At 38.5% G+C, this 26,165-nt stretch carries 28 protein-coding genes and 1 pseudogene; 4 read left to right on the top strand and 25 right to left on the bottom strand.

Annotated elements, in window-relative coordinates; all coding sequences use genetic code 11:
- The first annotated feature begins 271 nt into the window (after positions 1-271).
- A complete protein-coding gene (locus tag JNUCC41_RS04395) occupies positions 272-1,069 on the top strand; it encodes a peptidoglycan-binding protein (RefSeq protein ID WP_192206549.1) in 798 nt (265 codons plus the stop codon).
- Between the two features lie 93 nt (positions 1,070-1,162).
- Here the strand turns inward: JNUCC41_RS04395 and JNUCC41_RS04400 are convergent, their stop codons facing one another.
- Both JNUCC41_RS04400 and JNUCC41_RS04405 read right to left on the bottom strand, forming a co-directional pair.
- The gene (locus JNUCC41_RS04400) at positions 1,163-1,684 is read right to left on the bottom strand and encodes a GNAT family N-acetyltransferase (protein ID WP_192206550.1); all 522 of its coding nucleotides are present in this window, start codon (positions 1,682-1,684) and stop codon (positions 1,163-1,165) included.
- Between the two features lie 11 nt (positions 1,685-1,695).
- Positions 1,696-2,700, bottom strand: coding sequence for a phosphotransferase enzyme family protein (locus JNUCC41_RS04405; RefSeq protein WP_192206551.1), 1,005 nt, complete (start codon positions 2,698-2,700; stop codon positions 1,696-1,698).
- 538 nt (positions 2,701-3,238) lie between these two features.
- Between JNUCC41_RS04405 and hepT the strand changes: the two are divergent.
- Positions 3,239-3,545: pseudogene (gene hepT, locus JNUCC41_RS04410) on the top strand (type VII toxin-antitoxin system HepT family RNase toxin); the annotation flags it as partial.
- A gap of 93 nt (positions 3,546-3,638) precedes the next feature.
- On the opposite strand, the gene JNUCC41_RS04415 reads toward hepT, so the two are convergent.
- From JNUCC41_RS04415 to JNUCC41_RS04430, 4 genes are all read right to left on the bottom strand, one after another.
- Complete coding sequence (locus JNUCC41_RS04415; protein WP_192208359.1) at positions 3,639-3,833, bottom strand: hypothetical protein; 195 nt, start codon at positions 3,831-3,833, stop codon at positions 3,639-3,641.
- A 62-nt stretch (positions 3,834-3,895) separates the two neighbouring features.
- A complete protein-coding gene (locus JNUCC41_RS04420; RefSeq protein ID WP_192206552.1) occupies positions 3,896-4,159 on the bottom strand; it encodes a hypothetical protein in 264 nt (87 codons plus the stop codon).
- Between the two features lie 113 nt (positions 4,160-4,272).
- Positions 4,273-4,680, bottom strand: coding sequence for a hypothetical protein (locus JNUCC41_RS04425; protein WP_192206553.1), 408 nt, complete (start codon positions 4,678-4,680; stop codon positions 4,273-4,275).
- A gap of 57 nt (positions 4,681-4,737) precedes the next feature.
- Positions 4,738-5,172, bottom strand: coding sequence for a GNAT family N-acetyltransferase (locus JNUCC41_RS04430; protein ID WP_228467538.1), 435 nt, complete (start codon positions 5,170-5,172; stop codon positions 4,738-4,740).
- 180 nt (positions 5,173-5,352) lie between these two features.
- On the opposite strand from JNUCC41_RS04430, the gene JNUCC41_RS04435 reads away from it, so the two are divergent.
- The gene (locus JNUCC41_RS04435; protein WP_192206554.1) at positions 5,353-6,219 is read left to right on the top strand and encodes an SDR family oxidoreductase; all 867 of its coding nucleotides are present in this window, start codon (positions 5,353-5,355) and stop codon (positions 6,217-6,219) included.
- 64 nt (positions 6,220-6,283) lie between these two features.
- Here the strand turns inward: JNUCC41_RS04435 and JNUCC41_RS04440 are convergent, their stop codons facing one another.
- The 16 genes from JNUCC41_RS04440 to JNUCC41_RS04515 all read right to left on the bottom strand — a co-directional run bounded on the left by JNUCC41_RS04440 (position 6,284) and on the right by JNUCC41_RS04515 (position 20,376).
- Positions 6,284-6,703 (bottom strand): VOC family protein, encoded by a 420-nt coding sequence (locus tag JNUCC41_RS04440; protein WP_192206555.1) that lies wholly within the window; start codon positions 6,701-6,703, stop codon positions 6,284-6,286.
- A 26-nt stretch (positions 6,704-6,729) separates the two neighbouring features.
- Positions 6,730-7,629 (bottom strand): DMT family transporter, encoded by a 900-nt coding sequence (locus tag JNUCC41_RS04445; RefSeq protein ID WP_192206556.1) that lies wholly within the window; start codon positions 7,627-7,629, stop codon positions 6,730-6,732.
- A 479-nt stretch (positions 7,630-8,108) separates the two neighbouring features.
- Complete coding sequence (locus JNUCC41_RS04450; RefSeq protein WP_192206557.1) at positions 8,109-8,324, bottom strand: DUF3951 domain-containing protein; 216 nt, start codon at positions 8,322-8,324, stop codon at positions 8,109-8,111.
- A 213-nt stretch (positions 8,325-8,537) separates the two neighbouring features.
- A complete protein-coding gene (locus tag JNUCC41_RS04455; protein WP_192206558.1) occupies positions 8,538-9,221 on the bottom strand; it encodes a Type 1 glutamine amidotransferase-like domain-containing protein in 684 nt (227 codons plus the stop codon).
- Positions 9,222-9,486: 265 nt separating this feature from the next.
- Positions 9,487-10,677 (bottom strand): macrolide family glycosyltransferase, encoded by a 1,191-nt coding sequence (locus JNUCC41_RS04460; protein ID WP_192206559.1) that lies wholly within the window; start codon positions 10,675-10,677, stop codon positions 9,487-9,489.
- A 366-nt stretch (positions 10,678-11,043) separates the two neighbouring features.
- Complete coding sequence (locus tag JNUCC41_RS04465; RefSeq protein WP_192206560.1) at positions 11,044-11,547, bottom strand: DUF2716 domain-containing protein; 504 nt, start codon at positions 11,545-11,547, stop codon at positions 11,044-11,046.
- A 168-nt stretch (positions 11,548-11,715) separates the two neighbouring features.
- A complete protein-coding gene (locus JNUCC41_RS04470) occupies positions 11,716-12,585 on the bottom strand; it encodes a DUF6843 domain-containing protein (protein ID WP_192206561.1) in 870 nt (289 codons plus the stop codon).
- 697 nt (positions 12,586-13,282) lie between these two features.
- Complete coding sequence (locus JNUCC41_RS04475) at positions 13,283-13,975, bottom strand: aspartate/glutamate racemase family protein (RefSeq protein ID WP_192206562.1); 693 nt, start codon at positions 13,973-13,975, stop codon at positions 13,283-13,285.
- A 73-nt stretch (positions 13,976-14,048) separates the two neighbouring features.
- Positions 14,049-14,432, bottom strand: a complete 384-nt coding sequence (gene fosB / locus JNUCC41_RS04480; RefSeq protein WP_228467539.1) for a metallothiol transferase FosB — start codon at positions 14,430-14,432, stop codon at positions 14,049-14,051.
- A gap of 14 nt (positions 14,433-14,446) precedes the next feature.
- Entirely contained in the window at positions 14,447-14,977 is a 531-nt protein-coding gene (locus JNUCC41_RS04485; protein WP_192206563.1) for a PepSY-associated TM helix domain-containing protein, read from the bottom strand.
- A gap of 49 nt (positions 14,978-15,026) precedes the next feature.
- Complete coding sequence (locus tag JNUCC41_RS04490) at positions 15,027-15,467, bottom strand: GNAT family N-acetyltransferase (protein WP_192206564.1); 441 nt, start codon at positions 15,465-15,467, stop codon at positions 15,027-15,029.
- 701 nt (positions 15,468-16,168) lie between these two features.
- Entirely contained in the window at positions 16,169-16,663 is a 495-nt protein-coding gene (locus JNUCC41_RS04495) for a GNAT family N-acetyltransferase (protein ID WP_192206565.1), read from the bottom strand.
- Between the two features lie 141 nt (positions 16,664-16,804).
- Positions 16,805-17,032, bottom strand: coding sequence for a DUF3953 domain-containing protein (locus tag JNUCC41_RS04500; RefSeq protein WP_192208037.1), 228 nt, complete (start codon positions 17,030-17,032; stop codon positions 16,805-16,807).
- Positions 17,033-17,696: 664 nt separating this feature from the next.
- Positions 17,697-18,977 (bottom strand): M20 family metallopeptidase, encoded by a 1,281-nt coding sequence (locus JNUCC41_RS04505; protein ID WP_192206566.1) that lies wholly within the window; start codon positions 18,975-18,977, stop codon positions 17,697-17,699.
- Positions 18,978-19,471: 494 nt separating this feature from the next.
- Positions 19,472-19,621, bottom strand: coding sequence for a hypothetical protein (locus JNUCC41_RS04510; protein WP_192206567.1), 150 nt, complete (start codon positions 19,619-19,621; stop codon positions 19,472-19,474).
- Between the two features lie 128 nt (positions 19,622-19,749).
- A complete protein-coding gene (locus tag JNUCC41_RS04515; RefSeq protein ID WP_370662600.1) occupies positions 19,750-20,376 on the bottom strand; it encodes a DUF3885 domain-containing protein in 627 nt (208 codons plus the stop codon).
- A 290-nt stretch (positions 20,377-20,666) separates the two neighbouring features.
- Here JNUCC41_RS04515 and JNUCC41_RS04520 point away from each other — a divergent pair, with 290 nt between their 5' ends.
- Positions 20,667-21,662 (top strand): zinc-dependent alcohol dehydrogenase family protein, encoded by a 996-nt coding sequence (locus JNUCC41_RS04520; protein WP_192206568.1) that lies wholly within the window; start codon positions 20,667-20,669, stop codon positions 21,660-21,662.
- A 267-nt stretch (positions 21,663-21,929) separates the two neighbouring features.
- Here JNUCC41_RS04520 and brnQ read toward each other — a convergent pair whose 3' ends face one another.
- From brnQ to pruA, 3 genes are all read right to left on the bottom strand, one after another.
- Positions 21,930-23,291 carry a branched-chain amino acid transport system II carrier protein gene (gene brnQ / locus JNUCC41_RS04525; RefSeq protein ID WP_192206569.1) on the bottom strand — a complete coding sequence of 454 codons (1,362 nt, stop codon included), beginning with the start codon at positions 23,289-23,291 and terminating at the stop codon, positions 21,930-21,932.
- 90 nt (positions 23,292-23,381) lie between these two features.
- Entirely contained in the window at positions 23,382-24,341 is a 960-nt protein-coding gene (locus tag JNUCC41_RS04530; RefSeq protein ID WP_228467631.1) for a proline dehydrogenase family protein, read from the bottom strand.
- 231 nt (positions 24,342-24,572) lie between these two features.
- Positions 24,573-26,132 (bottom strand): L-glutamate gamma-semialdehyde dehydrogenase, encoded by a 1,560-nt coding sequence (pruA, locus tag JNUCC41_RS04535; RefSeq protein ID WP_192208040.1) that lies wholly within the window; start codon positions 26,130-26,132, stop codon positions 24,573-24,575.
- Between the last annotated feature and the right edge of the window lie 33 nt (positions 26,133-26,165).

Genomic DNA, 26,165 nt, shown 5'->3' on the forward strand with positions numbered 1-26,165 from the left:
TTGATATGGAATTTCTATTAACATAAACGTACATGAATGAATTCCCTTGTTCAACCAAACGGTTCCGTTCGTTTCACGGGAAGCTTGATTATTTTCCATAATTAGTTAATCACTAAGGATATGGTAACCCGATGTCCGCCTCATTTCTTTTTTATATGTTACATGTTTTAACAATTACTTAGTGCCTTCGCGGTGTTTTTCCTTAACTGCGCCTAAAAGAGTGATAGTTTAACGAATGGTTTAATTGCAGGAAACAACGAGGAGGATAAACATGAAGAAAATTTTATTAACAATCCTAACGGCTTCTGTATTCATTCTAGGAGTTTGCATGCCAACAAAAGGCGAAGCCGCTGCTTTGGATCGCACACTTTCATTTGGAATGAGTAATAGTGATGTTAAAGACTTACAAGAATTATTACTGACAAAAGGGGTTTTTCCCTATCATGAAGCAACAGGTAACTTCGGACCGATTACAAAAGAATCCGTAAAGAAGTATCAGGAAAAATCAGGACTGAAAGTCGATGGAATAGCAGGAACACAAACGAATCAGAAAATACAGGTACTAAAAAGCGGGGATATGGGAAGACCTGTAGCTGAACTGCAAAGATTATTGAAGGCCTGGGACGTTTACACATCAACTATCGATGGCATTTATGGAACAGGTACAAAGCAAGCCGTCATCAACTTTCAAAAGCAAAAGGGATTATCCGCTGATGGAATCGCCGGTGCACGGACCTTCAGTAAATTAAAAGAAAGAGCAAGTTCAGCAAGCTCTGCCGTTAAAGAAATAACAGTAACAAGTACAGCATATACAGCGAGCTGCCAGGGATGCTCAGGCACTACAAGAATGGGCGTTGACCTAAAAAAATATGATGATGCCAAACTGATAGCAGTCGATCCTAACGTGATTCCGCTAGGCTCCATCGTTGAAGTCGAAGGCTATGGACGAGCAATTGCTGCAGATACGGGCGGCGCCATCAAAGGAAACAGAATCGATGTATTCATCGCGGGTGAAGCGGATGCTTTAACGTGGGGAAGAAAGCAAGTGAACGTGAAAGTAATTAGATGATGCCTAACATAAACAGCGTTTTCGTATAAAAATAGATACATAACCAAACCGAAAGAGCATGTATTCAATCCATTCATGCTCTTTTGGTCTTTATCAAACCATTTTGTACATGATAATATCATCGACGTATTCACGTTCGCTCATCTTGAATTCCTTTATTTTACGGCCCTCTTCAACAAATCCCATCTTTTTATACAGTGATATTGCCCGCTGATTTGTTGAAAATACTCCCAAGCTCACCTTTTCAATGAACGGATTTGCCTCTGCCCATTCCAATAACGCTTTTAAAAGCTCCTTTCCCATTCCTTTCCCTCTGTAATTTTTCCTGATCATCATTCCAAATGAGCCCTTGTGAGACATTCTCTTCCTATTTTCCGATTGAAACACGATCCATCCAATGACCTCACCATTTATTTCGGCCACGATGATGGTATCCCGTTCATTTTTCAATAACGTTCGTATCCAATCCCTTTGTTGTTCTGGTGTTTTATTGAACTCCTCCGATACCGCAATAAAATACTCTCCTTCGGAAATAACGGAATTCTGTACATCCAAAACCGCTTCCGCATCCGCCAATTCACCAGTCCGAATGATGTGATTTTTCATTTCTGACATTCCAATCCCCCTTAATGAACCATGTTCGGATCGAAGTGAACAATAGGACGGCCATCGATGATTCTTTGTTCGATCTTTTTCACGGTTTTGAATAATTGACCATCCGCATTCTTCAAATCATACTTTTTATGAAAAAAATTATATAACGTTAGATCCCTTAACTTTAAAAATAGAGGAATCGATTCGTATGCTTCAGGTGCCAGGATATTTTCCGTCTCATAGCCTTTTATGAATGCTCTCATGAATTTGGCGGCATATTCATCAAGCCCTTTTATCCCTTCACGTTCCAAGCTCCATATCAGATAGTACAGAGGGATGGCCAAATCGCTGGCAAACCAGTGATAAGAGCAGTCATCAAAGTCAAAAACATGAATCTTCCCCTCATGAAAATGGAAGTTGCCGTTATGTATATCAGAATGGATCAATCCAAAATTATCTTGATGAACTGGAAGGGCATCTAAATTCTTCTTGATTAATTCTTGTTGGTGCATCAATTGCTCTGGAACATCGGATTGGTAGAGTTCGGCATTCAATAGTTCCTCTTCATGCCAATCCAGCCTTCTATATTTTGTTTCAGGCTGATAATTTTTTGTTTGTTTATGCATTTGGCCAATCGTTCTTCCCCATTCAAAAAATAAAGGTTCATCGAAATTTTCATCGGTGACTTTCATCCTTACACCAGGAGCTTTTTCAAACAGGCAACAATAAAATTCCGTACCATCCGAACCCTTTACAATTTCAACTAAGTTATTTTCTTTCGAAGAGAGAACTTTAGGAATCTCACAACTATTATTCTGTAAATATTCAATCCATTTTAACTCAGCAAGGACTTGACCTTTTGTACGATGCGATTGATGTGTCATTCTTAAAATGTATGGCGTTCCATCCCTGTAAACCTCAAATACATAGTTCTCTGCATCTCCAAGTTTTAGTGGATCCTTAGAATTCACTTGAAAAAAATGCCCGGCCAATTTCACCAATTCCACAGAAAAAATCTGCTCTACCGATGCTTCCATGATCTTCACTCCTTAATGATATTGCTAAAAAAAAGGCTGCTTTCGCATACTTTGTTGCGATTTAACAAGTAATGCGGTGTGGTTGATTTCCCCTCCAGATGCTCGCTTTCCGCGGGGCGGGCGGTGAGCCTCCTCGGCGTAAACGCCTGTGGGGTCTCACCTGTCCCGCTGCTCCCCCAAGAGTCTCGCACTTGCGCTCCAATCAACCATAAATCGTTTCGTTTTAAAAACAAAAATTTTTTTTACGAAAAGAGCCAAAAATAAAAACGATTTATACTATGCTTTATACGATACCAAAATGCCTTTTCCCTTTATTTGTATATCATTCTTTTTTATAAATCCTGGATTTTGCTCCCTTCCCTGAAACAGGGCTCTTCGGCCACCCTAAATGAATCCATATTTTTCATAGGATTTTTTTGTGGCCAGTACGCTAAATTGAATGAGGAGCGTGAAATTATCTTTAAAAAAACAGAGGAAAGTGGGTCCATTTACGGAGAATGATGTGATTTTGAACAAGACCAGTGTAATCGAGCGTTGCATGAACCGCGTTAAGGTTGTATCCAGAAAGCCTAAAGGACTTCCATCATCCTTAATATACAACGCACATGCGAATCCTCGATTGACCTGGCCATGCATATTGTAGCTGATCAAAAATCAAGCAGGGATGCTTTTGATATGCTGAAGGACCATTCGGTTATTGATGAAGATATAGCTAGGCGCTTAAAAGCTATGGTTGGATTTAGAACATTGCTGTTCATGATGACCAAAACATTAATTTAGACATTTTAGAACAAATCGTAGTGAATCATCTCAGCGATTTCACTGCGTATACAAAACAAATCCTGAATTCCAAGGTACCCGGTGAAAGAGGTATCCAACGAAAAGCTCTTGCTTTTTCATACTTCAAAAAAAAAGCGCCCTATAGGGCGCGTCCAAAATCAAGTTTCCGTTTCTTCTTCATTCGCAATTTTATTGAACTTCAAGATCGTTTCTTCGATTACTGGATTATTGAATTCCTCTTGGATGGCTGATTGTACAAATTTATCTTCACCATTCATTTCATCCCAAGCATTAACTTTGTAATCTGGATCCCGACGATTTGACTTACCGTTTTGTTCCTCATTATTTGACAACTGTCTTCACCTCTTAAACATAGTAGAGTTCGAACCAATCATAAGCAGAAGAGTATATCTTTTTAATAATCATCCTTGATTGAAATGGGTGAACCCGTTGAGGTATGTTGATTAACCCAGTCAAGCGACACTTTTGAAACGGCATCCCACTCTGGTATTTGGGCTTTATGCTGTTCCACCCAGCTCATGCAATATTGCGGGTCTATATTGCTTTCTTGCGATTTCGCCAAGAATGACTGAATTGTGGCTTCGGTACAGTTTTCCCATGATCCACATGTATCCTGCCAAATATGCTCCATTTTCATTTGTATATTATCGTTAGCCATTGGGTTTCCTCCTTAAATGAATGTTACTTTTTGATATCTTAATTAAGTATGTCCAAGGCTAAATAAATCATTACAAAAATGTTCAAATAGATCTTTTCAGATAAAGAATGAATTTACAGTTGTAAAAATGATGAATATTTGATTTTGATGAACAAAATCCGCCAGCACCAATAATTGCCTATGAAAGCAAAATTATTGCCTTCTTCAATCTCTTCAATTGTATTGAAACAAGCCAAAATACAGAAAATTGACTCGTGAATTCCACTTTCACTCATGAATCGGCGTTTACTAGTGTATTTAGCCTGTTTACTCGTGAGTTTTAAGCATTTACTCGTGTATTTCACACCTTTACTCGTGAGTTGCAGCAATTTACTCGTGAATTTAGCCGATTTACTCGTGAATTTCAGCGTTTTACTCGTGAGTTTTAAGCATTTACTCGTGAATTTCACACTTTTACTCGTGAATTCCACGCCTTTACTCGTGAGTTTCACCACATAGTGGACGATGTGTCTTACATTCACTTCATTACTACTTTTGTTCCCCAACATAAAAAAAGCTGATTACTCAGCTTTTTCCACTTACAGCGTTTTTCTAAATGAGTAGCACCATTTATCATAATCCAATTTCTCTTCATAGAAACGGTGGGCATCGTTTCGCCGGATTCCAGATTCCAATGCCACATAGGCAGCTCCGTTTTCTTTTGCCCAGTCATGTAAATAATTCAATAACTTCTCTCCATATCCAAATGAACGGTGGGCAGAATCTGTTACAAGGTCATAAATAAATACGTGACGTTTATTATAAAAGTTCACTCTCCAGCTTAAACCAGCCAAGGATACAACCTGGTTATCCTTATATAAAGCAAGCAAACGGTACCCATCTTTCTTCATTTCTTCAAGTAACTCCAGATATGTTTTTTGAGTTAAGTCAGTACGCAGCTGATTCATGATTGGAAAGGCTTCTAACCATTGTTCTTTATTGGTTAATTCTTGTATTGTTTCTATCGAATTCACATTAACACCCCTGAAAGTTTTATTAGCATGTATTTCAACTTCCAACGCCGTAATTCCTTTCTTGCTTCGATATTGTTGTAATCGTTTGCAAAATTAATCGATCGGAATCATGATGTTTAACCGTACTTTTTTACGGCTAAAGTATGACTAGATCAATAGTTTAAGAGGAGGAGATTTTCTTTGAATATATATGAACAGCAAAAAAACGGTCAGCCCGGACAAACACAGGAAAGACAGCCTGGCATTGAATCTGAGATGAATCCACTTCCGATTCAGCCAAAGGATTATATAGGAAGCGGTAAGCTAAAGGACCGCGTTGCCTTGATAACAGGCGGAGATAGCGGCATCGGACGTGCGGTTGCCATCGCTTATGCAAAGGAAGGCGCCCATGTGGTTGTGAATTATTTAGATGAGCACGGTGATGCCGAGGAAACGAAGCAGCTGATTGAAGCGGAAGGCGTTCGCTGCCTCTTGCTTCCAAGTGACGTTTCCGTGGAGGCGAATTGTAAGGAATTGATTACGAAGACGTTGGACGAGTTTGGAAAGCTGGACATCCTCGTCAATAATGCAGCGGTGCAATTTCCGACGGAAAACATTGAGGATATCACGGACGAGCAATGGGACAAAACGTTCCGCACCAATATTTATTCAGTTTTTTACATGAGCAAGCACGCGGTTCCTCATATGAAACAAGGTAATTCAGTCATCAACACAACATCGATCAACCCATATAGAGGACATGCAACACTGATGGATTATACAGCGACAAAAGGGGCAATCGTCGGATTCACACGCAGCCTTGCACAGAATGTGGCTAAAAAAGGGATCCGGGTCAATATGGTGGCACCAGGCCCGATTTGGACTCCGCTCATCCCGGCGACGTTCGACGAACAATCCGTAGCCGAGTTCGGTACCGAGGCACCGCTTGGCCGCCCTGGGCAACCGGCTGACCATGCAGGCGCATATGTGCTGCTGGCATCTGATGAAGGTGCTTATATAACGGGGCAGTGCATTCACATCAATGGCGGGATAACAATGTCCTCATGAACCCCAAACGACCGAAAAGCATGGTGCTTTTCGGTCGTTTTCATTTACATTGCTAAATCGAAATTTAATTTCCTATGCCGGGTGAATTCATTAAAACTATTCTCCAACCATCCGGATCTTCAATGGTAACACCTGATTTCTCCCAATATGGATTTTCTGGAGAAACCGGTTGATAGCCCATACCTTTCAATCTATTCGTGATTTTCTCAATGGCTTTACGTTCAGGAATATAAAAGACAAGCAGATTATCCTTTGATGGGGCAGGACAAGGACTGCCATCTTTATGCTGGGTAAACTCCAGATGATAGCTGGTATCTGGAAGCCCAATCATGATGCCGTCATATCCTTCATGATCTTCAAAAGACCCGATTTTTTTCAAGCCCAATCCTTCACAATAGAAGCTTACAACCTTTTTAAGCTGATCAGTAGGACGTGCAACCCGGATTTGCGCTACTTTCATTTCATTTGACCATTTACTTTCCATTGTCCCATCCCTCTCTGTAAATCGATCTAAATTTCTTCTTTCAAGTTACTTTTACCAATATTCATACCAAAACCTAATGCAATAGCGGCACCTAAACAACTGAAAAGACAGCCAGCTCCCAGGAAAATCGATGGTTCTGATTCACCGATCATCACTGAAGCTATACCTCCAATTGCCGGAAAAAGGGCAACCATGTATCCACTTTTCGCCCCGCCTATTTTTTCTACAAGCTTGAGGTAGAATAGCCAAGCTCCAAAGGAAGCGAATATAGTTAAATAGAACAAAGCAGATAAATAGGTAATAGATGTCGGTAAAGTGACTGCTTGTCCTTGAATGAACACAATTGCCGCTAAAAGAATTCCTCCTACCGCAAATCCAAGTGCATTAGCATAGATTGGGTTTACTTTCTTCCTGGCATTTCTAGCTGAACTTGCATCGCCCAATGCAGTAAGGAGGGTACCAAGAACAGCCATCATGATACCCTTTATATCATTGAATCCATGAACATTATTTAAACTCGGGTAAATAACAATACAAACAGCCAGCACACCAATTATCCCACCAATTAAGATACGTGAATGTAATGGCTCCTTCAAAAAAACACGAAGGGCAATGGGTGTTAAAATGACTTTCAATGAAAATATTAAAGTAACCATGGCCGCTGAACTTAAGATAGTGGCGTAATAAAGGCATAAATAGCTTAAAGCAAAATTACAAGTTCCAAACAAAATAATAAATGGAACATCCTTTTTCTTTGGTTTTCCTTTAGGTCTAAGAATGCACAATAAAATGAAAAATAGGATGGCCGTCAAACCTAAACGATATGTTAAAGATAATTCTAAACTTACAGGTGTACCTTGAATCTTAACGGCAATAAAATTAAGTCCCCATACTAATAAACAAAATATGTACATAAAGTTAGTCATGATAAAATGACCAATTTGCGATATTGCCCACTTTCTATCAGTTTATTAAACTCATCGTAAATGCTTTTCCCATCCATAATTTAACCGCCTTCTATTAAAAATCACATCCGGTATTAACGTAACAATAAAGTAAATATTACCAATCCAAAAGGAATTGTCAATATATAAAAATACCTTCCGAAAAAGCTCTCCAGTTAAAATGGAGAGCTTATCATTGGCTAGTCTATTGGCCTCAGACTGCAGGCAAACTCGGTAATAATTGAGTTTGTCTGCAGTTTTAAAAAAACGTTCCAGTTGATTTCAGAAATTCGCTCCCTATCCGCCAACTTGCCAAGTCTCATCAAAGTAGCGTCTGTGGGGTCTTGGCTAGCAAATTTCTTCAATCCAATGAGGGTTTTATAAGTAAAGGCTGTTCACATACATTGTTGCCTTCTCGAACTGCACTCCTGTTGAAATGTTGTTCATAATAAAAGACCGCTTTAAACGGTCTTGTCGTCATTTGATTTCTCTTCATATTGAATATGATGCTTGGTATCATGTATTGGATTATCTTGTTGTATATCGTCATCTTTAATTCCCATTGTGATGTCATCATAAGGTGTGTATCTATTTGAAGGTATTGATTTCTTTTTAATCATCCGATAACAAACAAAGCCTATTACAAAAATAATGAATAGAGAAAAAACATATGTCATTTAATCACTCCTTAAATAGATTACTCACTAATTTATTCATCACAAACCATACTATCCCTCTATCCAAAACAACAAACTTTACGAAAACAGCCAAAGTAAAAAAACAAAAAGTTTAACTTAGTCTTGCTTTAAAACTGGGTTTCGGGACCGAACTCCCTCTTGTCTACAAACTGCACTAACGACTATTAGCCTTTAAAGCTGGCCTGTCCAGTTTCAACCAATTCCTTCAGTCCCCCGCCAACCTGCATTTGTTTTTATGACTTGGAAGTTCACAATCCCCTTTTTCATATTTTGAAAAGAATAGATATCGTTTGTAACTTTAAATGGTTCCCCATTCTTGGAGAAAATTGCACTTCCATTCGGTATTGCATATATCTTTCGTTCATTTGATAGGGGAATTAATTCTCCATCTATATTATCCTCGTAATGGACCTCAACACTAAATCCGACTAACCCCAAGCCCTTGATCACTATCGTTTCTGGATAGTCTTTATCTTTTGTTATTATGCAATCCTTGCAGAAAGCTAATGACTCCGCACTATATCCAATGATTAAACCTTGAAAGTCTTTGATAATTGGGGCAAGTCCTTTTTCCTCTATTACATGGATCAACCTTTCTGGCTTTCCACCAATAAAATAAAGAATATCATGTTCGATTATAGAACTTTTCATTTCAGTGTCCGAAAGGTCTTCGTTTAATAATTCAATACTTACATTGTCCATTATTGAAAAGGCTTGTTTAATACTTGCCATCCAACTTTCATACCTGGAATTGTCGGTTGCAAAAGGGATTATCAAAAGCTTAGCTTCAGGTTTAATCATTTTTGACAGTTCCAGGAACACTTCACCTAATTCATTATTCGTCTGATTTCCGCCGCCAATAAAACAAATATCCATATATGTCCCCCATTTATTCACATGCCATTCTCTTAAAACATTCTATGTAAAAAGGACAATACCTTTATATGCCACCGCAAATCAGCCTGATAGTTGCATAAAGAAAAAGCTGCCTTAAAGACAGCTCCGATCATCAGCTAAAGCACCTGTTAGTTTAACAAGGTTTAAATGATCCCCGACGTAATATCTTTTGAAACATTCTCGGTTGATGTTTTTCAAAACCTTTTATATGTCACCGATAATAAAAGATGGGAAATTTTTACATTTAGATATCATATTGACTTTTAAATTCAAAAATCTCTTCAACAGCTTTGTGATATCCACCCGATTTTTGAAAGGATTCCCTTATATATGAAACATCTTTATGGAAAGTTGGGTCGTTTAACACATGATCTGCGGCCTCACGTAGTTGATTTGCATTCAAGCTTTGCATTTGTAATTTAATACCTGCTCCGATATTGGCAACTTGCTCTGCAATAATTGGCTGATCCGCGCTTTGTGGGATTACAATTAGCGGAACCCCGTAGTAGAGTCCCTCATTGGTACTATTCATTCCACCATGTGTGATAAATAACTTAGTGTATTTTAGCACTTCCGTTTGTGGAACATATTTTTTCACAATGAAGTTTTGCGGAATCTCTCCTAAATCAATTAGTGGGGTTTGTTGACCGATCGACATTACAACCGTGTGATTGCTATTTCCAAATGCTTCAAAACAAAGCTTATAAAAATCAACATCACGGTTAAAAACTGTCCCGAGTGAAATGTAAATGGGACTTTTTCCTTTGATAGCAGCAAGGTCAAAGTCATCCTGTTTTAATCGTGAAGAGATGGATGGACCTACAAATTTGTAAGTTTGGTCGAATGCTTCTCCAAAAGGTTGAAATTCTCTAGTTGTATAAACGATTGTAAGTGGTGCAGGATTACAAAAAACTTCGTAAGGAGAATGGATCTCCACATCATATTTCCCCTTCACCATCTCCGTCAGGCTTTGAAATTCATCGTATATACGTGTAGGGATTTCTTTAGAAAGCTGTTCCAACATTTTATCGAATGATGCTTTCGTCTGCGCAAAAGAAGTACAAGAATTGATTGCAGGAAGCTTAAGGATTTGGGCAAGTAAACGGCCACAACCAAACATGGAATCGTGGATGATGTAATCAAAATGCTCTCCCTTGATCTGTTCAAGAACGCTAGGTATGACGATATCTGCCGTACGTAAAAGACCGTTGATTCTTTCGAGTAAATAATTTCTCCCGCCTGAGATAAAAGCTTTTATAAATTTTTCACCGTCAAATGTTCGTACAGTGGCTCCCGTCTTCTCAATACGCTCTCGAAAAGCTTCTATCGTAAAGTACACTACCTCTTCTCCACACGAAATAAGCTCTTGCACAACTCCAAGAGTTGGATTGACATGTCCTTCTGATCCACCATTAATAAATAAAACACGTGCCATTTTATCACTCCTTAGGTAATTCTGTAAGAGTATGATCACTGTCCCATACCCTTCCCAACTCAAATAATTAAATTTATCATAGTACAATACTTGAAAACCTCAAACTCCTAATCACCCTTGTCATCTAAAATTAATATCGTTTAGGCACCATTCTTCATTTAATAAGGCTCTTTTCGTAAAGATTGTTGTTTTTAAAACGAAACGATTTAAGGTTGATTGGAGGATAAAGGGACAATACCATGAAAAATAGGTACTGTCCCTTTATTAGTAAAATGCTTATTCAACTAAACAGCCCCTAGAAGAAAAAGCTTCCTTAAAGTCAGCTCTGATCTTAAGCTTACGCACCCGTTTATTCAACAAGGCCCATTATCCCTGACGTAATTTCTTTTGAAACATTCTCGGGTGATATTTTTCAAAACCCTTTATCAATTCTTTTCCAAAAATAGTGATGGTTTCTTGCCATGGGTGTCCCAATAATCCCCATTCAAAATTCTTATGAATAAAAAAGTAATAATCACCGTTTGGAAAAATAGGTACTGTCCATTCATCAAATTCACTTTTCGGAAACTCCATACGGGGGTTTATCCAATAATCTTGATGTTGCCAATCTAACGCATACATATATTCATTTTTCTGTGTGAGTTCTTGAAAAACAAGCAATGACTTATCCTCTAGATCATTGTAAATCTCATTATAAGTATTTGAATCTCCGGACCAATTTAAATACGGGGATACATCATATGTGATAAATGGATTGGGTACTTCAAAAGATGGGAAGTTTGATATGCTTGGTTCAAAATTAAATTCATTATATATCCTATCCCATACCTCTTTGTATTCTATTGCAGATAATTCAATCCAATTTTCCATTTGAATGGTCTCCTTTAATATGCTTTTAACAGGGGTATTATATCATTTATCGTTCAACTACCCGTCCTGTTAAAAGAGCTGCCGATGCAGCTCTCAATATTGAAATTAAACACCCGCTCTTTAAATAGCGAACTATATTTAAGTATCATAATCAGGAGATAATCCCATTTAGTTTTTAGGTTTATCCAATCCTTCTTCTTTAATAATCCCTTCTAACGAGATTCCCCGGGGCAAATCAGGGTCTCCATCTACCGTAAACGTTTCACTGCAATGTGTATTTGTTACAGTAAAATAGGTGCTGGAGTACTCGTAGTCATCTATTTGTACACCTTCCGAACCTCCATGATTAATGCAAGAATCATCAATTCTTTCTTTATTTCCTTCTTTATCAATATAAAAATATTGATTATTGATAATCCCTTCTTTTTCAGGAAGTGGGCTGAGTATGTATCCTTTTTCATTCATTCGATAAATATCAAAGTCTTCACTTTTTTTAGGTCTTGGAGCATCCTTGATATTGTACACCACTCTAACTTCACCCTCATACCCTTTTGGAATGAAATAGACTTCATTTGTATGCTTTTCAAACAATGGACCCGAAACAGTCATTGACCCATATATAGCTAAAGAGAATAAGATAAAGGTAGATAGCGTGTTCGTAATCATTACCTTGTTGGCCGGCTTTATCCCCCTGTTGTGTTTTCTCATTCTCTGCCATTCTTCTGATAGGAAGAAAAGCAAAGAGCAGATGACCGCATAAATTCCGAGTTCTCCTAATAATATCGAGGGCAGAAAACCAAACACCAGATAGAACAAGGATGCGAAAATAAATCGATTCTTTCCGATCTTCATTGTTACAAAATCCGAAAGAAAGGAAACGGGTATCCCGTAAACAACATTGCCTATGAAGGCATATACCATCACGAATATAAAATAGATTGGCAAACCTGTTCGAAGTTCCAATAGGAGAAAGAACCCTCCTAGAATAATGCTGACAATCAAGACAGATTTAAGCTTTGTGGAAAGCATATCTCTCATTTTTATTCCCCTTTTGTTTTATCATCTCTACATTCGTACACAGAGCCTTACTCAAAGCCCTTGCAAACCATTTATAAAGGGATTAAGTCATATGCCCATTGGTGAAAACATTCAATTAGCATATAGTATCCTCTCTCCTCGTCTCGGTTGATTGATCCACATTGCTGTCTACTTTCCATGGGATTATCCTGTCAGCACAATATTGTAGAAAATGTTTAAAGATTGAAGAAAAGCTCCTGTGCCTGATTAAATGACCTTAAAGTAATGTAACCAGGATAAGATACATGGGATGGATAGATAATAAATGTTTATTAGGCATCCTAAAATCATTACATACTTTATGAATCTTTTCTTAATAAGAATGGACAAAAATAGCCCAATAACCGGTAATAGAATGACTGCTAGTTGTATCGTTATATTAACAAAATTGTGCATCCCCCAAGGACTTACATTCAACATCCCCCTATTATGGATGAACAAAAAAGTTCCTGATAATATCCAAATCAAACTAGTAATAAATATATATATTAGATTTCTCACCTTTATCTCCCCTTACAGAGTCCCCAGTTCTCTTAGTGAAACTTTAACACATCATTCCATTTATTTGGTTACATATTAAAAATCCCTCTGAACTAACCTTCCCCCTTTAACTCCACAAAAAAAAGGCTGCTGCAGCAACCCTTTTTTTGAAGCACAGTCATTTTCCCAATGCCATATTAACAGTATCAACGGCATGGATTACGGCCGTATCAAATAATGGCACTTCTGAATCCTCTTGTTTTACCAATAATCCAATTTCGGTGCAGCCTAATATTATTCCTTCCGCTCCATCATCAACCAACCCCTTGATGACCTTTTTGTAAAGATCTCTTGATGATTGTTGGATTTCCCCTAAACATAATTCTTCATAAATTACTTGATTGATCACTTTTCTATCCTCTTCATTTGGTATCAAAACCTTGATACCATTAGACTCAATTCTTGTTTTATAAAAGTCTTGCTCCATCGTATATTTAGTGCCAAGTAAACCAACCGTACTGATTTTGGACTTTTGAATTTGTTTTGCTGTTGAATCAGCAATGTGTAAAATCGGTAAACTGACTTTCTCTTCAATATATCCGACCACTTTATGCATCGTATTTGTACAGATGACAATCATTTCGGCACCTGCCTTTTCCAAAGATAGAGCTGCTTCCCCTAATAATTTACCGGAACTATCCCAATCGCCTTCAGCTTGATAGCGTTCGATTTCTTCAAAATCCACGCTATATAAAATGCACTTGGCTGAATGCAATCCTCCCAATTTGGCTTTCACTTCCTCATTGATGAGTCGATAATATTCCAGCGACGATTCCCAGCTCATTCCGCCAATAAGGCCAATAGTTTTCATAATTATTCCCCCTTTTCATCGTTTAATTATCAGTCGAAAAACTCCATATGTGCTTTTTCTTGTTTGTAGTAATCTATTCTATTCTATTCTGTAAAGTGCCTGTATGAAACTCGAACTTATGACCATCTGGATCAGTGAAATAAATGGACTTCTTATCTTTTTCATCCCTTGGACGTCCTGACAGGATGCTTACATTCAATTCCTTTAGTTTCTCGTACATGTTCATAAAGCCAGCTTCTTCTATGGAAAATGCTATATGTGTGTATGATTGGCTGATTTCATTACGGGGTATATCCGTTTCTGCATTCAGGGCTAGCCACATACCATTCAAGTCAAAATAGGCAGTGTTTCTCCCCTTAACTAACAATTTTGCATCAAAAACATTTTGATAAAACTCTATGGATCTCTCTAAATCGGAAACTGAAAATAAAAAGTGATTCAAACCTTTTATAGACACTCTACCACCTCATATTAAGATTGCTTTTTTTTCGCCATTAGACGCTTATAAAGAGGATACCCGAACATGTAATACCCTGAAAATGACAGCAGGATTAAGGATAAACCGGTCATTGTGAGGATACTGTATCTATACCAATCGCCAAAGAAGGTTCCATCATGCAAAGTGATGAGGAACGTCGAGTAATCCGGATTTGTGGATATCACTTTTCCCGTACTCACATCCATTTGAACACCTTGACCGTTATTAAAGCGAACCTGGTACACATTTGCACTTGGTCTATATTCAATTCTAAATATATCTTCAACCGAGTCCGCACCTGGAAGATCCTGTGACGTAGCAATGGACACGACCTTCTCCATAGGTATCGCTTGATCTGGTCCCGCCTCTTTCCCCGTCCTTAACTCATCAGCCACTCCGAGTGGTAACATATAAACAAGCACGAGGCCTGTGACTGCGATGAACATAAAAAAAACGGATAAAACCAATCCAGTCCATTTATGTATTTTTCGGCTTAATTGATACAATTTTACAGATTTCGACAATGTTCCATCACATCCCTTGACTATTTTTCAAAAGGTAATATTCATACAATTATAAATTTTTCTTCATGACCACCCGATCTTCATTTACAACATAATCATTTTTCAGATAAAATGCTTCTGCAAGCCCGCCATTAGCAGTTAATAAGTATAGACTTTTAATCTCTCTTTTCTGCAGTTCAGCTTCTAAAGAATGAAGCATCCTTGAGCCATGCCCTTTACCTTGCCTTTCATTATTCACACAAAGTTCTGCCAAATAATAAGTTAAACCATGATAAGACACCTTACTATTTCCTGCGACAAAACCAACTGGATTGTGAGCATCCTGAAATAAAAAGCCAAGAAATTTAGGCGTATGCAATAAGTCGGAAAGTCTCTCTTTAGCCGTTTCATATGTCCAACTTTCATTCCATGGTTCATGATTAAAAACCTTCATGTAGAGTTCGATACATTGCTCCAAATTCTCCGATGTCAGTGGCAGCATTTCTGTCATATTCATGCTTCCTTTCTATTTTCATTAAAATTTTGTATATTAATCCAAATTATATCTTATCTTATGTGAACTAACCTGTTTCTATGGAACCATAAAAGAAGAGCTAATATCAGCCTTAGGCGGGGTGATCGCTGCTGCTTCAATTCAAACAAATTATGATATAAACACCATTTTCAACGCTTTATCTAAAGGATTCCAAATACAGACCGGGGTGGAACAAGCCGACAACTTACTCAATGGAGGCGGTATAGCAAGCATGATGCCGACTGTTACACATCATTTACACACTAACAGGATTTGCAATCTTTAAAGAAGGCTCTTTTCGTAAAGATTGTTGTTTTTAAAAATAAACTATTTAGGGTTGATTGGAGCGCAAGTGCGAGACTCCTGCGGGAGAAGCGGGACAGGTGAGACCCCACAGGCGTTTACGCCGAGGAGGCTCACCGCCCGCCCCGCGGAAAGCGAGCATCTGGAGGGGAAATCAACCACACCGCTTTACTTGGTAAATAGCAACAAAGTATGAATAAAACAACCTTAAAGAAAAAAGGAAATGGGAACAAGGATAATGAAAACCCGGAAGAAAAAACGTTCATGGAGAAAAAGATAAGCAATGAATAAAAACACTTTAACTGACAGTCCTGCTATATAATGTTCTTTGAAAAAAGGTCGACCAGTGATTTGCACTGGCCGACCTTCGTTCATTAGAATAGGACTTTATTGTAATTTGATAACTGTTTCACGAATAAAACTCTATCTTGATTTAGTCCGTCATAGTCAGAGTGGACTGAAATACCATCCATTAATTTATCTCCCTCTTCCATTTCAAATCCCATCTTGAGATGATAGGCAATAGAGGTTTTGTTGACAGGAGACGTTACACAACGGACAATATTGCGGCCATTTTGATGAACGACATTAAAAAACTGATGGTATAAATGTCTTCCGATATCATTTTTTCTGTATTCAGGATGTACGCCAACGAAATGAATATATGCCTCATTGGATTGAGATTGAGATAGAATCCCTATCAGGAAACCGACTATTTCCCCTTCCTTTTCGGCTATGAAACTTGTTTTTGTAAAATGATCAAAAAATAACTTCGGTAACATATCAGACATTTGCCTTCCGCCCCACCATTCATTTATCAGTGGCGATATTGCATAATAATCTGACCCTTTCACTGAACGGATCTCCATCCTTCTCCTCCTTTAATGATGCAACTAAACTAATTTCTCATTTGCCATATAACCTAGAAACATTTTGCACAACTTATCCCGATAGTTGCATAAAGAAAGAGCTGCCTTATAGATAGCTTTGATCTTAAGGTGACGTACCCATTAGTTCAGTAAGAAACCCTGTATGGAAACAAAGAAAAGAAAAGCTGAGACAACCATGCTCATATACCCCCAAAATCCTTTTCTATCTTTTTGAAGTTCGGCTAATCCAGTAACTAACATCAATGCCCCCAAGAACAACATAGAATACGGCATCAACTCAAAATTTTCAGTAATTAGCTGATAGGCTGATAAAGCAAGAACAATTATTGCTAAGATAATTCTAACCATTTTCAAGAATATATTTCCCCCTAAAAAATTAAGTTCTGAACAATTTCTGTTTCAATCATACCATTTGACACCTTTTCATTTGTGCAAAAAATGGGAATTTATTATTGAACTAACATGCGCCCCGTTAGTCGCATAAAGAAAAAGCTGCCTTAAAGACAGCTCCGATCTTCAGCTAAACCAGCTAATAGGAGGTCAATATCTTTCTCTAAAAATTTCATTTCCCTTATCAATACTATTTTTGGCCATGCCAAATAACCCTCCAAAACGCTTTTGGAGGGGTTTCACAAAACCGTTAATCAGGCTAAATTTAGGAACGTTTCTTTTCTCTTTAATAGAGCGTAAATCCTATGAAGCAACTTAAATACAGGCAACGATTGACACTTTGGCCGGTTTTCCTTCTGATTTTTTCTTATCATATTGGGGAACAAGGGATTTCTTACCTTGATGGCTATGGGGCAGCGTCAGGAAAATGCGGATTTACAACGTTAAGCTGTTCTAGGAAGTGGATATCGTTGGTGTAGCAAAGATAAATGCGTTGTGACAAGTTATACGGGACACTAGTAAGCCTTGTTTCACGTAATATGGATACAAGGGGTTCTATCTTAACCTTATAAATTGTCAAAATCCTAACGTTACCCCTACATAAAGTTTAGTGAAAATAGATTTAAAATGACCTAAGATACTTGACTGCCGCCTCAGCATATATCTCGGCAGATTCTACTAAGTTCTCCACTGAAACCCGCTCATCGTACCCATGGATAGTGTGATCCAGGCCAGGACCGTAAAGGACGGTATCAATGCCATGACGCCGGAAGTGACTGGCATCACTTGAACTAAGCAAAAGTACGCTGAAGACGGGTTCCTCCATTCCGAGGACACGCTGGATTCCCAGTTCTATGGCCCTAACAATTGGACGGTTCTCTAAGGTCCAGTTCGGGTTAGTAAAGGGTACCATTGGCTCTACAACCGCACCTGGCGCTACAGCACTAACAAGATTCCTAGCGACATCAAGTACAAAATCGGGCTTCATACCGAATGGAACCCGGGTATCCACTTTAATGATACACTTGTCTGCGGCGACGTTCACATTTGTTCCGCCCTGGATTACACCTGGATTGTAAGAGGGGCGATAAAGTAACTGTGACAGTAGGGGATTTTCTAGACTCTGTGATAGGAGCCACTCAGTATTGTACAAAAGTTGACAAGGCTCTGCCGGAGGCGTTGCCTTGAGCTCCCATAGCTTGGCTAGTGCTTCGACCGCGGCTGCCCCTCTTCGTACGGCGGAGATTCCATAAAGAGGTTGTAGGCTGCCATGATCTGCCTGACCTGGTATGATAACCTGCATCCATGCCCTGCCCTTTTCACCGGCATTCGGATGGTATGGATCCGACGGTTCACCAATCAGACAAGCATCCCCCTTAATCAATCCTTGATCCAGGAGCGAGGCCACCTCAATGCCGCCAGTCTCTTCATCCGGAGAAGCAATAACTCCCAGACTTCCTTTTAAATTAAGAGCGGGGGCAAACTCCTGAAGTAGTCCAGCCACAAAAACCAGTGATGCCAAGCCTCCTTTCATATCAGAGGCTCCCCTGCCCAAAAGCATACCTGCTCTGACTTCTCCTGAAAAAGGATCGAAGGTCCAATGTGAACAATCGCCTGCAGGTACGACATCTGTATGTCCACAAAATAGGAGCCGTGGACCAGGTACCCTGGTTAAAGGAGCATCACAGACGACGGTGACCAGCGAATTTTCACTACGGCGGTGCTCGGTAATCAAGAACCCTTTTGCTGCTAGGTATCGGCTAATATGGCGTCCCATTTCTGCTGACCGCTTCTTAAACTCGGGCGATGGATTTTCAGATGGAATTCGAATAAATGAAGCAGCAAGTTCGACTAATTCCTGTTGCCTTGACCTTATCAGCTGCCTGATTAATCTGGTACTCATATAAATACATCCCCTCCATTTCCGGCATTAGCCGCAGTATTTCTATACTATTCTATGTGCCGTTCCTAGATCATATTTCTGGGGATAAAGGTGGGGAAACATTTGATACATGTTAATTAAAGTCGCGCTCAATGCTATAGTTACACTTAACACTACCTAACTATTTTCATTTGTGGTGAATCTCCGATTTTTTCGATACATGGCAAAAATGATCAATCCAAAGATATATAGGGGTAACGTCTTGAAAATGTGCTTAACGTTGTAAACACCTTAATGCAGTCAACCCTAATCCATGGACTAATTAATTATCGCTCTCCTCTTTTTTTTAACGATTGAGCAGAGTCTTCTAAAGTATTTTCATTTCTCCATTCTTAAAATAACTTATATTCATGGTAGTTCTTTAAGACTTATTGTTGAGTGGACAAGTGAAGGAGGGAGTAGGCTGGGGAAGATCCTTAGAAAAGATAAAAAAACGCCCCAAAAAGGCGTTCAATTTAATCATTTTTATTTATTTTACCGTCGTTCCCCTTGTCAATACCAGTGGCGTTATTAACTACTTGCGGAAATAAGTTTAACCCCTGATCCAAAGCATTCATTGAATCGGCTTTTTGGCCGAGATTTTTTGATTTTTCTTGTTTTTTCATTTTGTCGCCTCCTAAAATTAGGATTCGTAGTAAATCAAAAAATATTCCAAAGCAATTTTTAAAATGATTATATAAAGGCAGCTCAGATCTTCTCTAAAGCACCTGATGTTTTAACAAGGTGCCCTCCTTCATTTGAATACTTCGTCTATTTCATTTCTGTCGTAATCTAATATCCAGTCGTTATATTTATCATAAACATCTCTTATCGTTTCGGGAGAAGTCGCCAATAAATCACAACCCCTGTCATCATACACGTGAAATATAGTTTTCCTGTTGATGTTTATAAAATAGACACTATTATATATACTTGGCCTTATTCCCATATCTTGATTGCAGATTGCTTTTAGCATAGGAATGTATTTGAAGTCAGACGTTTTGCACTTTAACGTAAATCTATATGTTTTATATGTTCCTTCTTCATCATCGTCATGAAGGGTTGTCTTTTGATTTAACCGGTATAAGATCGACTTCTCCTTAATATACCGTGAAAAAGTGTTTGATTTATGTTTAAAACCATCGGCATAATCGTTTACATCAACTACGATATAAATATCATCGTTATGAGAATGCAAGGACTTGAATAAAGTGATAGCCCTTTTATATACTCCTTGTAGATATGGGCTATTTTCATAAGCAAAATCACTATCATAGTCCACCCCTAATTCAAAACGGATGCCCGTTTTCCAACTATAAAACAACGGCGGTCTAAGTTCTAAGTTCGGGAAATTCCCATTCATAAAATCGTTTAAAAGCATTTTGCACCTCATTAAGTTCCTCCATTATACCTTTCCTTGTTAACATGTCCCTTTGGTTGCATAAAAAGAAGAGTTGCCTAAGCAACTCCCTTATGGAAGTAAAGCACCTGTTCAAATTATAAAGTCTTATACTATATTACAAATTTTATCCTATCCAACAAAAATGTGCGTACTTTTCATTTTATATTATATAAAGTATCATTGATTTTACAAGAGAAGACTAAATATTCATTCTTTTCACAATAGGTGATGAGACATTTCCCCCAAAAAAATAAATAGGAGTGACTAAAGTGAAGGCGCAAATTATTCAATCTTTTGGTGAACCCTCCGTATTTCAATGTAAAGAGATTTCAAAACCTGAACTAAAACCTGGACATGTACTTATTCAAGTCAAGGCTACAAGTGTAAATCCAATTGATACGAAAGTCCGTGCTGGTGCAGTTCCAGCCGTTTCCCCCGAGTTTCCGGCAGTATTACATGGTGATGTTGCAGGTTTGATAGCTGCAGTAGGTGAAGGAGTAACCGAGTTTAAAGTTGGCGATGAAGTGTTTGGATGCGCGGGAGGTTTTAGAGGGACTGGCGGTGCACTTGCAGAGTTTATGCTTGCAGATGTTGATTTACTTGCTCACAAACCGAAAAATTTGACGATGGAAGAAGCCGCTGCTTTACCATTGGTTGCCATTACTGCATGGGAAGCATTATTCAATCGGGCAAATCTTGTCCCTGGACAGGATATACTAATCCATGCAGCGACCGGCGGAGTAGGACACATTGCCATTCAACTGGCGAAATGGGGAGGGGCGACAGTCTATACAACAGCCTCTTCGCAAGAGAAGCTGGAGATCGGCTCGCGCCTTGGTGCAGATGTCACGATTAATTATCGAGAAGAAAGCGTTCACGACTATGTACAGAAATATACAGATGGAAAAGGATTTGACGTTGTGTTTGACACGGTAGGAGGAGAAAACCTTGATCGCTCCTTTGAGGCGGCCGCAGTACACGGAACGGTAGCAGCCATCGCTGCCCGTTCGACCCATGACCTCTCCCCAGTGCATGCAAAGGGACTTTCTCTGCATGTTACCTTTATGTTGTTAAAGATATTAAACAAGGACATGCATAAGCATTATCGGGAAATTTTGAAGAAGGTTGCCCAGTTGGTTGAGGAAGAGCAGCTGCGTCCGCTTGTGGATCCAAACATTTTTACGTTTGATGAGGTTTCAAAAGCCCATGAGTACATGGAGTCAGGCAAGGCGATAGGAAAAATAGTTTTGAAAAATAATTGGTAATATCATAAAACAATTGAAATGCCTCAACAACTTTATGTTCATTTAAAAAGAGACGGCACGGAGAGAATTTCTTTAAAATCCTCACTGTACCGTCTGCTTTTTATTTTTAATTATTTTCGGTTCTTCATTCCAAATTAAAATACTATATCCCTCAAAAAAAATTCATTTTCTGCCCCGGTGCATAAAAATAACAGTCGTTGATCAAATGAAACCTTTTACAGACTTTTTTTCTATCTGTATACCATTGCCCCTTCAACTGGTTGATTATTACGAAACTTTATCAGTTACTTGTCCAGCTATATCAATAATTACGCTGGATTCTTGTTTAGTTTTAGCGACTATTAGCCCAATCAAAAAGCCCACTAATCCTGTGCTAATCCATCCAACTCCATACTCGAATAATGGAATGAATCCAAATGTATGGTTAATTGCATTTGTTAAGATATGCGCTTCTTTTAAAGCATCAAGCAGAGCAACCAATCCGACTCCCGCTACAGTGCTCACATATACGGACCGATAACCTTTAAATAGATTATTGGCAAATATTAAAGCAATCAAAGCAATGGCCAATGGATAAAGCAGCAGCAATATTGGAGAAGCAAGTGTTAATACAGTATTCAATCCAAAGTTTGTAATAATTGTTCCTATGATAGAAAAAACTATAATCCATTTTTTATAGCTAATAGACGGAACAATTCGTTCAAAGTATTCAGAAACGGCTGCCAGACATGCAACATTTGTTGTAATTCCTGTGAGGAAAATAATTGTTCCTATAATATAAATGCCATAATTCCCAAACAGAGCAATAGCACTCGCAGCTAAAACTTCTCCCCCGTTTTCTTTTAACCCAATTGCATCTACACTGGAAGCACCCATCCAAGCCATTGAAACCTGTAAAGCAACTAACCCAATAATTGTTATGATCCCTGCTTTGATAAATAGCTTGGAAACTTCTTTTTCAGATTTTATTCCTAACGAACCAATTGACTTAATGAAAATGCCGCCAAATATAAAAGCAGCTAGTACATCCATTGTATAGTAGCCTTGCGTAAACCCTTTTAAGAAAACGCCATCTATGTATTCCTCTCCAGGAGCCCCTATTTTGCCCATCGGTGTTATAAATGATTTTATAATCAATACTGCCAGCAATATTGAAAAGATGGGGGTAATAATTTTACCCAGGTTATCTACCAATTTCTTTGTGTCCCAGGAGAGCAGGACCGTCAATAGAATAAATAACACTGAAAATACAAGCAGATACAGCCTTTCATTTGCTACACTTTGAATTAAGGGATTTAAACCGATTTCATAAACAACAGAGGTTGTTCTGGGAATAACATAAATAGGTCCCAACGTTAGAAAAAGTAACATTGAAAAAAATGTTGCAAAGCGTGGGTGGACCCTTCCTGCAAGTTTTTCTACAGTACCACCTCCACGAGTCAGAGCAATGATAGCCAGTAAAACCAGTCCAACGCCTGTTATCAAAAAACCTCCCATGGCAAGCCAAGTGTTTGTTCCCGCCTGTTGACCTAACATCGGGGCAAATATAACATTCCCCGCTCCTAAAAACATGGCAAAGAGCATTAACCCAATAGACAGCACTTGTGAAAAGGACACTTTCTTATCCATTGTTATTCCCCCTTAATACTTATTAAAGCTGCGGGAACGGCTGAAAGAGCCCTTCCTAAAATATCCTGTAATAAATGGCTGCATATTTCTTTATACTTTCGTTGGTTTCTTCTTGCTTAATCTTCCTAATAGAAAGGCACCCGCCCCGATCCCGATTAGGGTTTTCGTTTTTTTGTTGAATGTCTGTTTAGCTACTAAGTTAAGGTTTTGGGGACGCTCCGCCAAACGGCGCATAAAGTATCCATACCAGTCCACTCCAAATGGAACATAAGTACAAAAATTGTATCCTTCCTTGGCTAAACTCAATTGCATATCCTTTCTGAAGCCGTAAAGCATTTGGAATTCATATTTCTCTGTTGGTATGTTATTCTTTTTCGCGAACTTTTTCACATGATTAATGATTTGGTGATCATGTGTAGCAATGGATGTAAATTTACCATGCAGGAGATTATACTCGATTAATTCAATGAAATTTTGATCAATATCTTTTTTGTCTTGATATGCGACATTTTCAGATTCTTTATAAGCGCCTTTTACGATTCTTAACCGGTAATTTTTATATTTTGTAATCATATCTTTCGCATTATAAAAATAAGCCTGAATAACCGTTCCAATATTATCATAGTCTTTGGAAAGTTCATCTATTAAATCAAATGATGACTGAAGATGCCCATGATCTTCCATATCAAAATTGATGAATACATTATATTTGTACGCGTTTTCAACAATTTCCGATAGATTTTCAAGGCAGAAACTATAATCAATATCCTGGCCCAGTTGAGTAGGCTTTAAGGAAATATGGGCATCCAATTGATGCTCATAAATAGCTTCAATAACGGCAAGAATCTTGGTTTTCGCCTGCAAGGCTTCTTCCTTTTCAAATACAAACTCACCAAGGTTATCGATTGTTGCAGAAATTCCGTTTGCATTCAATTCTTTAACACTCTTCACCATTTCTTCAATATTCGTTCCTGCTACGACAGACTGGGCACCAAGTTTAAGCCCCCATCGTTTTGCACCGCTATTAAGCATCTTATTTTGAGAAAGCATAATAAAAAAATCTTTTGTTATTGTCAAAGTAGTGACCTCCATCATTTTGAACTGGACTTTTTACCAATTTAATTATATTTAGCGTTAATCCCAGAATTTCACTTAATAAAATCCACTTCTATTTTTCTTATAAGCAAACCATTCACAAAAGTGAGAGGCGTTTAGAAAAATATTTTTCAAACCGGTTGCTAACATCCTTTATAAAAGGCAGCATAAAAGCTGCCTTATTTCTTAAATTGTTTCACTAATCGTTTTTGCCTGCATGTGTAAAATAAGATAGTCAGGGCCCCCTGCCTTGGAATCTGTTCCTGACATGTTAAAACCGCCAAATGGCTGGTAGCCAACAATCGCTCCTGTGCAGCCACGGTTAAAATAAAGATTTCCTACATGAAATTCTTCTTTTGCCCGTTTAATATGATCAGGATTATTTGAGAGCAACGCTCCAGTTAGCCCATAATCCGTATTGTTCGCTATTTCCATCATGTGATCAAAATCGCGGGCTTTACAGAAAGCCAGAACAGGACCAAAAATTTCCTCCTGCATAATGCGGGCTTTTTCATCAACATCAGCAAAAATAGTCGGCTGGATAAAGTAGCCTTTAGAGTCGTCCCCTTCACCGCCGGTTAACAACTTGCCTTCTTCTTTTCCAATTTCAATATATTTTGTAATCTTGTTAAAAGAAGCTTGATCAATAACTGGACCCATGTAGTTATTCATGTTTTCTGGATTACCGATTGATAAAGCCTTTGTTAAAGCAGCTGCTTTTTCTAAAACTTCGTCATAGACATCTTGATGTACAACCGCACGTGAACCAGCCGAACATTTTTGCCCCGAGAATCCAAATGCTGAGTACACGATCGAGGATGCCGCTAAATCTAAATCAGCATCTTTATCTACTACAACAGTATCTTTTCCACCCATTTCAGCAATCACACGCTTCAACCAGATTTGGCCTGGATGTACTTTTGCGGCACGTTCATAAATACGGCAGCCAACCTCACGTGAACCTGTGAAAGATACAAAGCGGGTTTTAGGATGATCAACAAGGTAATCACCTACTTCTGCACCACTTCCTGGAATGTAATTGATTACTCCTTCAGGAAGGCCAGCTTCTTGTAATAGTTCCACAAATTTAGCTGCAATTACAGGTGTATTATTCGACGGCTTTAAAAGAATGGTATTCCCTGCTACGATTGCTGCTGCCGCAGTTCCAGCCATAATCGCCAATGGAAAGTTAAATGGGGAAATAATGATCCCTACACCAAGTGGAATATAATTAAAAGTATTTTCTTCTCCTTCTCTACTTTCTACAGGAGCCCCCCCTTTTAATTGCATCATTTGGCGTCCATAAAAAATCAGAAAATCAATCGCTTCTGCCGTGTCTGCATCTGCTTCTTTCCATGGCTTTCCGGCTTCCTTCACTAGATAAGCAGAAAATTCATGTTTTCGTTCGCGGAGAATATCTGCTGCACTAAATAAAATATTCGCCCGTACTTCAGGATCTTCTTTTTTCCAAGTATCGAAAGCAACTAGCGCGGCTTGCATCGCCTTTTCAGCCAACTCTTTATTTGCTTTGGAAACACTTCCAATTACTTCTTCCTTATTAGCTGGGTTAATCGAAATGATTTGTTCATCTGTTGTAATCGACCCGCCCCCGATAATTAGGGGGTAGCCTTTACCCATCTCAGATTGAACAACTTTTAAGGCTTGATTAAATGCATTTTTATTTTCTTCAATCGTAAAATCAGTGAATGGCTCGTGCTTATATTTTTCTTGTAATGTAGTATTCATAGTCATGTAGTTTCTCCTTTATAGATAATAAGT

The organism is Brevibacillus sp. JNUCC-41 (assembly GCF_014844095.1).
GTDB lineage: Bacteria > Bacillota > Bacilli > Bacillales > DSM-1321 > Peribacillus > Peribacillus aracenensis.